The sequence below is a fragment of the Flagellimonas sp. genome (assembly GCF_965215805.1).
Taxonomy (GTDB): domain Bacteria; phylum Bacteroidota; class Bacteroidia; order Flavobacteriales; family Flavobacteriaceae; genus Flagellimonas.
Genome location: NZ_OZ244124.1, coordinates 1,018,862 through 1,035,417, shown reverse-complemented (window position 1 = coordinate 1,035,417; position 16,556 = coordinate 1,018,862). Strand labels below are relative to the sequence as shown.

Genomic DNA, 16,556 nt, shown 5'->3' with positions numbered 1-16,556 from the left:
CCCTGAGTGTAGTCAAAGGGTCTAAAAACGGACAATCATGTTTAAAAATCATATCAAAATTGCCTGGAGAAGTCTAAAAAAGCAACCCTTTTTTACTTTTCTGAACACCTTTGGCCTTGCCATTGGGATGGCTGGAAGCTTGCTGATTGCATTGTACATATATGATGAATTGAGCTATGACACCATGTTTACCGATGCCGATCGGATCTATCGTATAAATGCGGATGTTAAATTTGGTGGTTTGGCGGAAGAACTGGCAGAGGTTTCGGAACCCATGGCCGCCACCTTGAAACGGGATTGTCCTCAAATAGAAGAAGTTACCCGACTCGTAAACAACGGAAATCTACTGCTCAGGAAAAGCAATGTTACCACAAACATCAAGGAATTGCATACGGCATATGCAGATTCCACACTTTTTAAATTATTTGACCTAAATATGTTGGTTGGCAACCCCAACAATGCGCTCAGCAATCCCAATACGTTGGTAATGACCAGGACCGCTGCTGAAAAACACTTTGGCATAAACAATGCCGTGGGCCAAAAAATGGTCGTCAACAATTCACTAACCTATACAGTAACGGGGGTAATTGAGGATTTTCCCAAAAACTCCTTACTGCGCGACCATTCCATCTTCATGAATATGTCCGGCTATCCAAACATACAATTGGGGCATTGGGGGAGCCACAATTATTACACCTTTATCAAACTGGTTCCGTCTGCTCGTATCTCGGATTTAGAAGCGCCCTTAGGATCGGTTATCGGGAAATATCTAATACCGTGGATTCAGGTATATTATCCGGGCATGACCGAGGATTCCTTTGCCGCATCAGGCAACTATCTGAGGTATAGTACCATGCCTTTAAAGGATATTCATTTACACTCCTCCAAGAAGTCAGAGCTGAGTCCTAATGGCACCATGCAGAACATTTACATTCTTTCATTTATTGCGTTGTTCCTAATGGTTTTGGCCTGTGTCAATTTTATGAATCTTTCAACCTCATATTCCTTAAAAAGAGCAAAAGAAGTAGGCGTAAGAAAGACATTGGGATCCCAAAAAACAGATTTGGTGAGGCAGTTTTTGATTGAATCAGGGCTGGTTTCCTTTGTATCTCTCCTCCTGGCCATTGGGATTGCGTTACTAGCCATGCCTTACTTCAACGAATTGGCAGGGAAAGACATCGCTATCCCATTTTCCAACCCAATTTTTTGGTTGGTTTTGGTAGGAGCAGCGATAATTTTAGGGTTGTTTTCGGGAACCTACCCCGCCTTTTTTATGTCCAGGTTCATTCCTGTGAAAGTCTTGAAATCTGGTGGGCAAAATAGTGTGGGCGGCGGAAAGGTGAGGAATGCGTTGGTGGTTTTTCAATTTGCCATTTCGGTCTTCTTAATTGTGGGCACCTTAACCATTTTCCAACAACTGCGCTTCATTCAAAATAAAGAGTTAGGGTTTGAAAAAAGTCAGGTTTTGGTCATCAACGATGTTCGAAATGCGGGCAATCAGGTGCAATCTTTTAAGGAGGAAGTTACCCAACTTGCACAGGTAACCAATGCAACCTTAAGTGGTTATTTACCAACTCCGTCCGTTCGGAGCAGTAGTACCTATTTTAAGGAAGGTGCAAGAGACCAGGAAAATGCCATAAACATGGAGAATTGGAGAGTGGACCATGATTATGTCTCAACCTTAGATCTTGAAATTATAGCAGGAAGGGATTTTGATGTCAGGATTCCAACGGATTCTTCCGCAAGTATTGTGAATGAATCCGCTTTAAAGGTGCTTGGAATAGCACCCAATGAGGCCATCGGCACAAGAATTTCCACAGACTTGGGTTCAGAGAACCCATCGTTCACAACAATCGTGGGAGTAGTAAAGGATTTCCATTTTGAATCGCTAAGAGAACCCATTGAGGCTCTGGCCTTGACCATTGGCACTTTTTCAAACGCCCTGGTTGTAAAGTTGAATACGGAAAACCTATCCCAAAGCATCTCCAGTATTGAACAGCTATGGAACCAAGTGGCCCCAGGTCAGCCTTTTGACTACTACTTTATGGACGAGTCTTTTAACAACACCTATCAAGCGGAGCAAAGACTGGGTCGGATTTTTATGATTTTTACGGTTCTTTCCATTTTAATTGCTTGTCTTGGACTATTGGGCTTGGCTGCGTTCAACGCGCAAAAAAGGACTAAGGAGATCGGAGTCCGCAAGGTTCTAGGTGCTACGGTAAGTCAGATTACCTACCGATTGACGGTGGACTTTCTTAGGCTGGTTGGAATAGGAATCCTTATTGCGTTGCCCGTGGGTTGGTTTTCCATGGACCAATGGCTGCAAGATTTCTCATATCGAATTTCAATCAGTTGGGAGGTATTTGTGCTTGCCGCCATGCTGGCTGTAGGAACTGCGGTTCTCACGGTGAGCTATCAGAGTATAAAAGCCGCTATTGTAAATCCTGTAAAAAGCTTGCGTACGGAATAGAAAATGAAATGAACCCATGTTGAAAAACAATATCAAAATAGCTTGGAGGAGTATTTGGAAAAGCAAAATATTTTCCTTGATCAATATCGTTGGTCTTTCCATCGGTTTGAGCGCATCCTTTGTTATAGGTATTCTGATATATTATGACTTTACTTTTGACAAATTCCACAAGGACGCATCCCAGATTTATAGAGTTACTACGGATTGGTTTACTCCAGAGGGAGAGTTATATAATCGAGGGGTGGCAGTTCCCTTGGCGCAAACACTGAAAAGTGATGTTCCTGGAATTGAATCCGTTGGAACATTTTTCAACACCAACATATCCAAAGTAGAAGATCCCAGGAGTGAAAAAGCTTTCAAAGAGATTAGGGATGTTATCTATACAGATGCCTCGTATTTTGAAATGTTCAGTTACGAATGGCTTTCTGGAAGCCCCAAGGAAGTATTGTCCAACCCAATGGAAGTAGTCCTTACCAAATCCAGGGCAGCCAAATACTTTCCGTTGGAAACTGCCCAACAAATTCTGGGACATACCTTGATCTACAATGATTCCATTACGGTAAAGGTTGCTGGGGTGGTGGAAGACTTTAAGGAACGAAGTGATTTGAACTTTAACGAATTCCTTTCCCTTAAAACGGCAATCTATTCCCCACAAAAGACCTCAATCTTTACAGACTCTTGGATCAATACGAATTCAGCGACGCAGGTTTTCGTCAAGCTTGGAAACCAAAGCAGCATCGGAAATATTAGAACGCAATTGGACAAGATTGCGGAAGACAATGCCGATGAAAGTCTTACTGCTCTAGGCATGACCAGGGCATTTAAGCTGCAGCCCTTGTCAGATATTCATTTCAATGGAGCTTATGGTAAGTTTGACAACAATAGCGGTGTGGCCAACAAAGAAGTTCTTATGGGTCTGGCTATGTTAGCCCTATTTCTACTTTTACTGGGCTGTGCCAATTTTATCAACCTAAATACGGCCCAGGTAACCAAAAGAGCAAAGGAAGTAGGGATTCGAAAAACACTCGGAAGTTCAAGGAAGCAATTGGTCAGTCAATTTTTGGGAGAAACCTTTATTTTAATCTTAAGTGCCACGGTGCTCTCCTTGCTTGTTTCATTTTACTTGTTTCGCGCGTTTTCGGATTTCATTCCCTTTGATATTGGACTCCATCTATATTGGAATCCATTCGTTGTAATTACTATAGTGATTCTATTGCTCGTGGTAACTTTGTTATCCGGGTTTTATCCGGCTATGGTTCTTTCCCGATTCAGACCGGTAAAAGCCCTCAAGAGCAAAAACCTAAAGGTTGGGAAAAGCGGATCCTTGCGTAGATATCTAACCGTCTTTCAATTTACCATTGCCCAAGTTTTAATTGTTGCGACCCTTTTTGTCGGGAAGCAGTTGAATTTTTTGATGTCCAAGGATATGGGGTTTAAAACTGAAGCCAATGCTTATGTTCGAGCTTGGCATGGGGATCTTGGTAAACGCATCAATTTTGTCCAAGCCCTTGAAAGTATACCGGAGGTTTCCGCCATCAGTTTGGCAAAGGACCCTCCTGCTTCGTCAAACACCAATTCCACCATGGCAACCTTTTTTAAGGAGGGCCAGGAAATAAACACGGAGTTACAACAACTTTTTGGCGACTTGAATTACCTAAAGCTATATGATATTCAATTATTGGCTGGCCGGGACCGATTGAATGATACCATAAAAGAGCTTGTCATCAACGAGACTTATTCCCGAAATCTAGGGTTTGACAATCCTCAGGATGCACTGGACCAACAAATAGCTTTATGGGAAAACGAAACAGGGACCATTGTAGGAGTTATGGAGGATTTTTATCATCGCTCATTACATTTCGGTATCCGACCAATGGCTTTGATGGGGGATACGAACAGGGAGAGCTACACTCAGTTTAACACGATACATTTCTCCTTGGAAAGCACTGGAATGGCCAATCTGGACAATTCAATTGCAAAGGTTCAGCAAGTCTGGGAATCCATTTATCCAGAAGAAGAGTTTGAGGTAAACTTTGTAGATGATGCCATTCGGCAGTTTTATGAGCAAGAACGTAAAACGGCCAATTTATTAAAATGGGCCACAGCCTTGGCTATTCTAATTAGCTGTCTGGGCTTATTGGGATTGGTAATACATTCCACAGAAAGAAGAACCAAGGAATTAGGTATCCGAAAAGTTCTGGGAGCATCCATCCTGCAACTCAACCTCCTGCTTTGTAAGGAATTTTTGGCTCTAGTGGTGATAGCATTTGTGATAGGCGCACCCATTGCTTGGTATAGTCTCAATAATTGGTTGGAAGGTTTCGCATACAAGACTACACTAAGTTGGGGAACATTTGCTTTTGGGGGTCTAACGACTCTCATAATTGCCTTGCTGGTAATGAGCTTTAGAACAACTGTGGCCGCGAATACCAACCCAGTAAAAAGTTTGCACACGGAATGAAAAACTTGTAAAACGGACAATCATGTTTAGGAATTATTTAAAAACTGCCTGGAGGAACCTTTTAAAGAACAAGGTTTATTTCTTGATCAACACCGTGGGATTATCCATCGCCATTGCCGTTTCCGTGCTCATGCTGCTTTGGGTTTTTGACGAGTACAGCATGAACAAATATCACGAAAAGGATGATCAGCTTTATCTCGTGAAGCGAACCATTCCTTTGGAAGATGGCATCTTGGATGTGTATGCAGGTATTTCCTATCCGTTGCTAAACGCAGCCAAAGAAAAGTTTCCAGAGATAGAGGACTATATTACCTTGGGCGCAACTTTTGAAGACAACCTTAGAATAGGGGATACCGATTTTAGGGCTCCAGGCGCATTTACCAATGCTGCATTTTTTAAACATTTTACGGTTCCAATCCTTTTGGGAAACGTGGATGATTTGGATAACAAGCCCGAATCCATAGCTATTTCCGAAAGTTTAGCCAAACGGTTTTGGGGCGAGGAATGGGCAACCAAAGCGTTAGGAAGTCCAGTGCATATTTATGACAATGGTGATTATGCTGTGGCCATGGTTTATGAGGATTTTACAAGTCAATCTTCCATCCAAAACGATTTCTACTACGGATTCAACCGCCACCTTAGTCAGAACGATTGGTTATTGGAATGGGGCAACAATGGGATGCAGGGTGCATTTTTGTTGCGTGAAGGTTCAGATATTGCGCAGGTCGTTCCCAAAGTGGAGGCCTTGTTCAAGGAAAACATTTCTGGGGAGTTTAAGGAAGGGATCGTACTTCAAAAATTTTCAGACAACTACCTACACAACCAATTTGATGAGCGAGCACAAGTCTCCGGAGGGCGTATTGAATATGTTCGAATCTTCACTTGGGCGGCTATCTTTCTTTTGGTGATTTCCTGTATCAATTTTATAAACCTTTCTACGGCCTATGCTACCAAGAGAGCCAGCGAAATAGGAGTCAGAAAAGCCATTGGTGCCAAAAAGAACATGCTGATAGGGCAATTTTTTACGGAAACCTCATTGATAACCGCAACATCTTTTTTGGTGGGCATAGTGATTACATTGTTGCTGTTGCCCTTTGTAAATGTACTGACCAATAAGAATCTTGGCTTTGATATTTCCGAACCACAGCTTTGGCTCACTCTGCTTGGCGTTTTTCTCTTGACCACATTTTTGTCCGCGGTGTACCCCTCATTCATTATTTCCTCTTTTAAACCGGTGGCCGCCCTAAAGGGATTGGGAAAAGAACAGAAGAGTACCACTTCATTCCGAAAAGGATTGGTGGTGCTGCAGTTCTCCCTGGCTCTGTTGCTCATTATTTCGGCACTTGTCATCCAAAAGCAGGTGGATTTTGTCAATAAGAAGGATTTGGGAATTGCAAAGAACCATATCATATCCATTCATCAAGATGAGGTACTGACCCAAAAATATGAAGCTTTAAAAAATGAACTCATGGCTTCAGATGGCATAGCAGATGTAACCTTGGTAGGGCCATCCCCGCTATCAACTCCAGCCTCTAGTAGTGGGGTAAGCTGGCCAGGGAAAACCCAGGAACAGGAAAATATTGAATTCGCTTTACTATGGACTGCCCACAATTTTCCAGAAGCTTTTGAAATTCCAATAAAGCATGGAGCCTATTATCGGGAAGGAACCCAAGACACACTTAATTTGGTTGTCAACCACACAGCAGCCGAGCTAATGAATCTGGGTGACAATCCCATTGGAAAAACAGTACAGTTATGGGGTAGCAAAAGGCACATTATTGGAGTTGTGGAAGATTTTCATAACCGCTCGCTGTTTGAACCCATTCAGCCTACCGTGTTTCTTTTGGACCCCAATGATGCGGGGGAGATGATGATAAAATTGGATGGAAACCAAACCAAGGTGGCTTTAGCATCGGTGCATGCAGTTTTTGACAAAGTACTCCCCGATAATCCGTTGCATTACGACTTTCTGGACGAAGAATATGCTGCCAATTACAACGCTGAAATCTTGACGGGAACCCTGGCGCGATATTTTGCTTTGATTTCTGTCATTTTATCCTGTTTGGGGCTATTTGGGCTAGCAGCATTCACGGCCAAGGAACGTACCAAGGAAATTGGGATTCGGAAAGTTCTTGGGGCCAGTGTACAAAATATAACCTTATTGGTGTCCAAAGACTTTTTCAAACTCATTGCCATCGCCATTCTAATTGCCTCACCACTGGCATATTATTTTATGAGCAACTGGTTAAATGGTTTTGCCTATAGCATAAACATTCCAATGTTTGCCTTTGTCATTGCAGGGGGACTGACCTTGTTGGTAGCATTGCTTACTATAAGTTTTCAGGCGATTAAATCAGCTACAGCTAACCCAGTTAATAGTATACGAACCGAATAAATCAATCAATCAAAAACCCAGTCAGTCATGTTGAAAAATTATCTCAAAATTGCTTGGAGGAACCTTTTAAAGAACAAGGCCTATACCATCATCAATATTGGAGGATTGGCCTTGGGGATGGCAGTTACACTGATCATCGGCCTTTGGATGGAAGATGAACTTACGTACAACAGTTACTTTTCAAACAGGGAGGAAATCGCACAAATCTACCAATCGGAAAACTTCAACGGCACCATCGGTACGGGACCAGCCATTCCACGTCCTTTGGAAAAAGCTTTGCGCGAAGAGTATGGAGCTAGTTTCAAGCATATTGTGATGTCTTCCTGGAGCACTTCCCAGTATTTGGAATACATGGAAACCAGTATTTCCAGGGATGGGAATTTTATGCAAAGTGAGGCACCTCAAATGCTGGATCTGAACATTCTTAAGGGTGAAAAGGATGGATTGAGGGATATAAATTCCATCATGCTAAACGAATCCACTGCGCATGTTTTGTTTGGAAATGAGGACCCTATAGGTAAAATCATCACCGTTAATAGTGAGTCTCCAATGACCGTGACCGCCGTGTATGAAGATATTCCTGTCAACAACTCGTTCAAACACCTAAGCTATATTGTTCCCTGGGACAAGTATGTGGCCTCCATGGAATGGGTGAAGAATTCTGAGGATAATTGGGGGAACAATTCTTTTCAAATGTTTGTGCAGATAGCGGAAAATACGACGATGTCGTCCATTAGTGCCGCCATCAAGGATGTAAAGAAAGAAAGTGGTGAAGACATTGCCGAGTTTGACCCCCAGCTTTTTCTCTTTCCCATGCAAGAATGGTATTTGCGCGGGAATTTTGAAAACGGCAAGCAGGTTGGTGGAAGAATAAAATATGTTTGGCTTTTTGGCATTATCGGTGTTTTTGTTTTGCTATTGGCCTGCATCAACTTCATGAATCTGAGCACGGCCCGATCCGAGAAACGAGCCAAGGAAGTAGGTGTTCGTAAATCCATTGGCTCCCAAAGAGGACAGCTTATTTCCCAGTTTTTAAGCGAATCCTTTTTGGTGGTTATGTTGGCCTTTCTCATGGCTATTCTTATAGTCTTGATTTCCTTGGATGGATTCAATGACCTATCCCGCAAGAGCATAGAATTTCCATGGAGCAGTATTAATTTCTGGGGCATCTCTCTAATTTTTGTGCTTTTGACCGCTCTTTTGGCTGGAAGCTATCCTGCCTTGTACCTGTCTTCTTTTAAGCCTGTTCGTGTATTGAAGGGAACATTTAAGGCCGGAAAATATGCCAGCATGCCTAGAAAGATTCTGGTGGTATTGCAGTTTACGGTTTCCGTTGCCTTTATCATAGGAACCGTAATAGTAATGCAGCAAATCAACTTTGCCAAGAACAGACCTGTAGGGTATGACAAGGAAGGATTGATTCAAATCCCAACTTTTAGTGAAGATTTTACGGGCAAATACGATTTAATGCGAAGTGAGTTTTTAGCATCGGGCGCAGCAGTTGAAATGTCAGCCTCCAGCTCTCCCACTACAAGAGTATGGTCCAACCGAAACGGTTTTGATTGGGAAGGCAAACCTGAAGGATTTCAAGAAGATTTGGCGTGGACGGACGTCTCATCTGAGTATGCCAAGTCGCTTAATCTAAAGATAATCAAGGGCAGGGATTTTTCCCGCGAATTTGCTTCTGACTCTGCAGCAATTCTCATCAATGAAACTGCAATGAAATATATGGGACTCACCAATCCTATTGGAGTGCTTTTGAAGGACAATGCACCTACAGACCCAGACCCTCCAGTAAAGATCATAGGGGTGGTGGAAGATATGGTTGCCCAATCTCCATACGAGCCGGTCAAACAAGCGGTATATGCTTTTAATAGAGAGGATTATACCAATTTTTATAACCTTCGACTCAATCCCAAACAAAGCACCAGTCAAAACCTGGCAATTATTGAGCGGGTATTCAATCAGCATTTTCCGGGGCTGCCTTTTCAATATCAGTTTATAGACGAGGAATACGGAAAAAAGTTTGCTGCGGAGGAGCGCGTGGGGCGGCTTTCGGGAATTTTTACGGCCCTAGCCATTTTGATCAGCTGTTTGGGACTGTTTGGCCTTACCTCCTTTGTGGCCGAACAGCGTACCAAGGAGATTGGGGTAAGAAAAGTACTGGGCGCCACAGTTTTCAACGTATGGAATATGCTGTCCAAAGACTTTTTAAAACTGGTGATCATCTCCTGTTTTATTGCGGTTCCCATTGCGTATTATGTGATGAATGGGTGGCTGCAAGAGTACCCATATAGGGTTATTCTTAAGTGGTGGATTTTTGCTTTGGCCATGATCGGGGCTATGCTGGTCACGGTGGTCACGGTCAGCTTTCAAGCCATTAGAGTGGCAAAATCCAATCCAATCAAGAGTCTTAGAACAGAGTAAGTGTATCGTTATGATCAAAAACTATCTAAAAATCGCTTGGAGAAGTCTCCTTAAGAACAAAGTCTTCACCTTATTGAACATCATAGGGCTGTCCGTTGCATTCGGAGTGGCTATTTTGCTGTCCATGGCGGGGTTTTTTGACCTGTCTTTTGATAAATTCCATGAGAACGGTGACGCCATTTATAAAGTGTATTCCATATGGCAAAATCCGAAAGGGCAACAGGTTAGTGAAAGCCATGGGGTACCGCTAATGCCAACCTTAAAACAAGAAGTTCCGGGCATTGAAAAAGCGACCCGCCACCTAGAGGAAGAGGTTATCATCTCCTATGGAGAGAAAGAAATCAATATGGAGGTTAGTTGGGTGGATGCCGATTTCTTTTCAATGTTCACATTTCCGGTTGTCAAAGGGAAAATGGAAAATCCATTGGAAAAACGTTCGGATATTGTTCTCACCGAAGAAATGGCCCATGTGTTGTTCGGTGGGGAAAATGCCGTGGGAAAAACAGTTCAGGTACTCGTTGATGGCAAGGACAAACCTTTCAACATTAGTGCCGTGGTTGCCAATATCCCTGAAAACAGCAGCATTGATTTTGAAGTGGCGATGCGATTTGAAGAAGAAGCTTCCTATCAAGAAAATATTGATGCATGGGATTCCAGATACCATAGCGTTTATCTACAACTATACAAAAACATGACTCCCACGCAATTTGACCCTGCCACGCGTTCACTCATAGACATCAATTTTGCACAGCGGATAGCCAATGCCAAACGTGACGGTGCATTACCGGATGCAGATGGTAGGTTTTACCGCTTTGAACTTTTACCATTGGGAGATGAAAATTTTGTAAGATTCAAAAATGGTGCCTTGGAAGTGGTACGGAGTGGTCCCTTTTTGGTTTTGGGGATAGCCCTTTTGATTCTTTTTATTGCCTGTGTCAATTTTATAAACATGAGTGTCGCCCAAAGTGGGCAACGACTCAAGGAGATAGGCATGCGAAAAACGCTGGGAGCCAAACGCAAGCAACTTTTCTTTCAATTCTGGAATGAGAGTCTTCTTGTCTTTTTGGTTTCTCTAGGTATTGGGGCATTCCTGAGCGTCCTGTTTCTAGAACAGTTCAAAACTATTTTTGATTCCGAAGTTTCATTTGATGTTATCATGACCCCGACCATTATATTGATTTTTGCTGGGGCAGTTATGATGATCACACTACTTGTTGGAGGTTATCCGGCCATGCTGTTGAGCAAGTTGGGAACGCTACAGTCCCTAAAGGGCAAAATTGAGATTTCAGGAGAAAATCGGGTTCGTGACACCCTTATGGTAGTTCAGTTTAGCATTGCCATCCTGCTGATTACGGGGACATTGGTGCTAAGGAGCCAGCTTGATTTCATGCGAAATAAAGATTTGGGTTTCAACAAGGAACAGGTAGTTTCTTTTCCCATGGATGGAAAGAAAAACAGCTATGATGCCCTTGATCTTCTTCGTCATGAACTAGCGGGCAATCCCGATATATTGGAAATATCAGGGGCGGATAATAATCTGGGCTATGGAAAAGACGGTAGTATCTCCAAGAGCATGTTCGGTTTTGAATATAAGAACAGAATCATTAACACCAACTACCTAACGGTTGATTATGATTATGTGGAGACTCTGGATTTAGAGCTTGTTGCAGGGCGTAGTTTTAGCAGGGAATTTTCGAGTGGCAACTCAGGGGTGGTCATCAATGAGGCCATGGCCAAAGAGTTTGGTGAAAAAGACCCGTTGACGGCCTATATAAGTTTTAATGATTCCATACGATTTCCAGTGATTGGGGTGGTCAAAGACTACCATTTTGAAAAATTGGACAGGTCCATAGAACCTATTTCCATGATGATGGGTAGGGACTATCCTTTATTCTATGCTTACGTCAAGGTCTCTCCAAAAAACATAGCCAAATCCTTTGACGCCATTAAGCAAGCATGGGCTAAAATAGAGCCAAACGCTGAATTTTTGGGGTCTTTCTTGGACGAAAACGTCAATCGCACCTTTAGAAAGGAGGAGAAAATAAACACAATGATTACCTCGGGTTCAATCATAGCTATTATCCTAAGCTGTATTGGGCTTTTTGCCATTTCATTATTGGTCGTAACGCAACGTACCAAGGAAATAGGTGTAAGAAAAGTTATTGGGGCGAGCGTTGCCAACATTACATTTTTATTGACCAAGGACTTTTTAAAACTAGTGCTCATTGCATTTTTAATTGCCTCGCCCATAGCTTGGTGGTTTATGGACGAATGGCTACAAAACTATCCGTTCAAAATAGATTTAAGCATCTGGTTTTTTCTAGCATCGGGATTATTGGCCACGCTTATTGCGCTATTGACAATTAGTGCAAAGACCATTAAAGCCGCTTCGCAAAACCCGGTTAAAAGTTTACGAACCGAATAAAATCTAAATGATGGAGATAAAATCTTATATAAGACATTTATTGAAGAACAAATTGTATGGTTTGGTTACCGTACTTGGATTTGCCATTTCCATGACCTTTGTATTGCTTCTGAGCATTTATATTCAGGAGGAGTTGGCCGTGGATGAATTTCATGTCCATAAAGACCGCATTTATAGAATGGAGAATGAAGCGGTTGATTTTTCACCTCCCATTGCCCAAGACCTGAAAAATAGCATCCCAGAGATTGAAACTTTTACCAGGGTTCTTGATAGCGATGGAAGAATTTCCACTGCAGATAGTCAAAAAATGAAGTTTGATTATTTGGGTGTTGATGATTCCTTTTTTGAGATGTTTTCCTTTCCCTTGATAAAAGGAAGACCCAAAGAGGTTTTGCAGACCCCCAATAGTATTGTATTGTCCAAGTCTTTGGCATTGCGACTTTTTGGAACCCTTGATGTTGTTGATAAACAGGTTTCGATTAACACCGAGCACAAGTTTATGGTTACTGGAATCATGGACGACTTTCCGAAGAACACACACTTTAAACCACAGGATGCCATTGTTAATTTCAAGGCATTCAAAACGCTCTGGGGATTTGAAACCATTTTGGAAGAATACGGATTTGCTTCCGTGAGCATGTATTTTTTGGCAAAACCCAACACCAACCTTTCGGCTAAAGCGCCAGAAATCTTGGAACGGTTCAAAAAAGAGTATTGGCTTTATAAGGATGGTTGGGCCCACTCCCTGGTTTTTACCCCACTCCAAGAGCTTTATTTTAGCCCTAAAGAAGGCAACGGGACCCAAAGCAACAGCAAGACCTTGGTAGTTGTTTTGTCCATTATTGTTTTGCTTATCCTGATATTGGCCATCGGTAACTACATCAACCTTACCATAGCCCAGGCAACGTTTAGAGGGAAGGAAGTGGCCATAAAAAAACTGTTGGGAAGCTCCAAAGGGAGATTGCTGCTTCAATTTGTAAGGGAATCAATGCTCCTCACGGGTATTGCCCTGCTTTTATCTTTGGTTTTATTGAAGTTGGTGGAACCCGTATTCAATTCCCTTTTAAACACCCAAATTGACCTGGATGCGAAAATTGGTTTCTGGAACTTGTTAAAAATCGTATCTGTTTTTGGCTTTATTGGGGCATTTTCTGGGATTGTCCCCGCACTCAAAATATCAAGTTTTAGGCCCATTGAAGTTGTACGGGGCCAACTAAGGAAAAAAGCCAAAACAGTTTACGGCAAAGTGTTCATCACTTTTCAATATACCGTTACCATTGGTCTGCTGATCTGTAGTTGGATTATCGTCAAGCAAACCAATTTCTTGCGTAGCAAGGAGCTGGGATTCTCCAAAGACAATATTGTACAAATTGAATATTTAGGAGCGATGAACGAAAAGGCAACCATTAAAAATGCGTTGCTTAACATTCCAGGAGTAGAAGATGTTTCACTGACCTGGCAAAGCCCTCTTGATGGGGGTAGTAACCAGACTTTTGATTACAATGGAAAGCCCATGAGTTTTCAAGAAATCGCTATTGATTCCTCTTTTTTCAGCGTCTTTGATATTAAAATGACGCCTACCCAGGTCGCAAAAGCGCAAAACGGAGTGTATCTGAATGAGGCTGCAATTAGCGCATTGGAAATTACGGATGATCCAGTGTCCTTTAAGATGGAGCAATTTACCGTGCCCATTATTGGGATTACCAACAACTTTAATTTTAACCATTTACGCGAGAATATTGGGCCGTTGATGCTGAGGGATTTGGGGGAATCCTTTTACCCCCAAAACATCTTTGTCCGGATTAATGGAAAGGGAATGTTTAAAACTTTGGATGAGATAAAGTCCACTTACGCTGGTCTGTTGGACAAAACCCCGTTTGAAGTCAGGTTTGTGGATGAAACCATAAACAATTGGTATATCAACGAAGAAAGAACGGGGAAGATTATTGGATATTTTACCCTATTATCGTTTATTATTTCCGTAATGGGGATAGTGGCAATGTCTGTTTTTTATATGCAGCAAAGGAGAAAAGAAGTGGGAATCAGAAAGGTGAATGGCGCATCAATTACGCAAATTCTGTCCATGTTGAACAAGGATTATATTAAATGGGTGGGAGTGGCTTTTGTTTTAGCCGTGCCCATATCGTGGTATGCGCTACAAAGTTGGCTACAAGGGTTTGCATACAAAACAACACTCAGCTGGTGGGTTTTTGCCCTGAGTGGTTTAACAGCGCTGTGCATAGCCTTATTGACCGTGAGCTGGCAAAGTATAAAAACCGCATCCGCCAACCCTGTTGAGGCGCTTAGGGATGAATAAAAATTACTAAAGATAAAATCATGTTATTACAACTAAACAACATATTCAAATGGGTCAACTCTGGAGGCCAACGTATCTTTTTATTGAAGGACATTAACCTTGAGGTCCAGGAAGGGGAATTTATTTCTGTGATGGGCCCTTCTGGCTCTGGGAAGTCCACCTTGCTAAACGTTATCGGAATGCTTGACGGGTTTCAAGAAGGGGAGTACCATTTTTTGGACGAGTCGGTGCATAGCCTTAAGGAGAAGCACAGGGCCAACCTATACAAGGAATATATTGGGTTCGTTTTCCAACAGTACCATTTGTTGGATGATCTTACCGTTCAGGAAAATCTGGAAATGCCTTTACTGTATAAAAAATTAAAGGGGGCCGAACGTAAGGCCAAAGTTGCCGATATGTTGGACAGATTCAATATTGTTGGTAAAAAGGATTTGTTTCCTGCCCAGTTGAGCGGAGGTCAACAGCAATTGGTGGGGATAGCCCGGGCATTGATTTCCAATCCCAAATTGATTCTGGCAGATGAGCCTACGGGAAACCTAAATTCCAAACAAGGGGAAGAAATCATGGATTTGTTCAAACAGTTGAATGAGGAAGGAGTTACCATCATTCAGGTGACACATTCTGAGAAAAATGCGGCCTATGGCTCCAGGATCATCAATTTGTTGGATGGAAGAATGATTTGAAAATAGAAGCCTGCAGAATACACTTATATATCTGCGAATTCAAGTAAAAAACAACTTCTTTTTTTTTGATGACTTCGCGCAAATTAGTGTAATTCGTGTCAAACAGTTGCCTTTAATTTAAACCTGTTAAAATCGAAAAATCTAAGCCAGTTCCGCTAGCTCTTTTCCTACCAAGCTTCCCAATGCAACACCCATTCCACCCAAACGGACACCACAACTTATGTTGTTGGAAAGTTGTTTGACTATGGGCGATTTCTGCTTACCAACACCCATGATACCACTCCATCTTTGGGCGATTTCAACTTGTTGCTGGGGCAGTATAACGGTGTTCAATAATTTTTCAAGATGGTCTTGAATAAGTGTGGTTTGACCAAAATTGGAGGTTTCCTCGGTTTTCATATCCAAGTTTCTGCCACCCCCGAACAAAATTCGGTCATCTATATTCCTGAAGTAATAGTATCCCTGATCAAAATGGAAGGTGCCCTTGATTTTCAGGTTTTTGATTGGAGTCGTGATCAATACCTGTGCCCGGGCTGGAACTACATTTTCGGAAGGAAGCAGTTTTGAGGCAAACCCATTGGTGGCCACAAGCACTTTTTTGCTTTTAAATTCAAACTGACTTGTTCCCACCACTGCGGAAGTTCCCAAATCGGATAACTCTTCCACAGTAATTCCGTTGAGAATATGAATGCTCTTTTTTAGGCATTTTTGAAGTAGGGTCTTCATCATTTGACCCGTGTCCAGCTGTCCTTCAAACTGCTGCGAAATGTAATTGGATTGAATCTGTCCAAATCCAAAAAGATTGTCATTTTTCACAAAGGGATTTTGTCCAAAAATGGGTTTGAGCAGCTTGTTCAACCTCTGCATATCGTGCATGCATTGTTCAAACAAAGCAGAATCACTTTCTAGAAAGAGTTCATGCCCTCCTTGCTGTTGAAACCCTATATTGTCATCCCCTAAAAGCTTTCGCATTAATTGGATGCCCCGGTAGCGTCTTTGAACCAGGGTAAACACTTCCTCCTCTGTATGTGATTTTAGGTCTGATAGGATTTCGGAGATGCTTCCAAAACAGGCAAATCCGGCATTTTTGGTGCTGGCTCCTTGGGGAAGACTCCCTTTTTCCAACACCAAAATTTTACTTTGCGGATATTTTTCCCTCAAATGTAAGGCACAGTTAAGGCCTACTATACCACTTCCCACAATGGTAAAGTCTACTTTAGAAAACCAAGATTTATGTTCCCAATAACTAAGTTGCACGCCTATTACTGTTTGATACGAATTTCACAAATTTTCTCGAATCAATTCTATGTGCTTCCCAGAGTTAATCTAAAAAACACTATCCCTTGATATTAATAAAAAACCCCGACATAAATCGGGG

General features: G+C 42.2%; 8 protein-coding genes. 7 read left to right on the top strand and 1 reads right to left on the bottom strand.

The genetic code is table 11. The annotated features are described in order from the left end of the window. Positions 1-37: 37 nt before the first annotated feature. The 7 genes from ACOOE0_RS04585 (at position 38) to ACOOE0_RS04555 (ending at position 15,178) form a co-directional block, all read left to right on the top strand. Positions 38-2,470 carry an ABC transporter permease gene (locus tag ACOOE0_RS04585; protein ID WP_420401297.1) on the top strand — a complete coding sequence of 811 codons (2,433 nt, stop codon included), beginning with the start codon at positions 38-40 and terminating at the stop codon, positions 2,468-2,470. Between the two features lie 76 nt (positions 2,471-2,546). After that, positions 2,547-4,931: an ABC transporter permease gene (locus tag ACOOE0_RS04580; protein ID WP_420401296.1), complete on the top strand. Its 2,385-nt coding sequence runs from the start codon at positions 2,547-2,549 to the stop codon at positions 4,929-4,931. Positions 4,932-4,953: 22 nt separating this feature from the next. After that, positions 4,954-7,326, top strand: coding sequence for an FtsX-like permease family protein (locus ACOOE0_RS04575; protein WP_420401295.1), 2,373 nt, complete (start codon positions 4,954-4,956; stop codon positions 7,324-7,326). Between the two features lie 27 nt (positions 7,327-7,353). Further along, positions 7,354-9,753 (top strand): ABC transporter permease, encoded by a 2,400-nt coding sequence (locus tag ACOOE0_RS04570; RefSeq protein WP_420401294.1) that lies wholly within the window; start codon positions 7,354-7,356, stop codon positions 9,751-9,753. Positions 9,754-9,763: 10 nt separating this feature from the next. Further along, positions 9,764-12,178 carry an FtsX-like permease family protein gene (locus tag ACOOE0_RS04565; RefSeq protein ID WP_420401293.1) on the top strand — a complete coding sequence of 805 codons (2,415 nt, stop codon included), beginning with the start codon at positions 9,764-9,766 and terminating at the stop codon, positions 12,176-12,178. A gap of 7 nt (positions 12,179-12,185) precedes the next feature. Next, a complete protein-coding gene (locus ACOOE0_RS04560; protein WP_420401292.1) occupies positions 12,186-14,495 on the top strand; it encodes an ABC transporter permease in 2,310 nt (769 codons plus the stop codon). Positions 14,496-14,515: 20 nt separating this feature from the next. Continuing rightward, entirely contained in the window at positions 14,516-15,178 is a 663-nt protein-coding gene (locus ACOOE0_RS04555; protein ID WP_420401291.1) for an ABC transporter ATP-binding protein, read from the top strand. Positions 15,179-15,319: 141 nt separating this feature from the next. On the opposite strand, the gene ACOOE0_RS04550 is transcribed toward ACOOE0_RS04555, so the two are convergent. Beyond that, entirely contained in the window at positions 15,320-16,435 is a 1,116-nt protein-coding gene (locus tag ACOOE0_RS04550; protein WP_420401290.1) for an NAD(P)/FAD-dependent oxidoreductase, read from the bottom strand. Positions 16,436-16,556 lie beyond the last annotated feature (121 nt).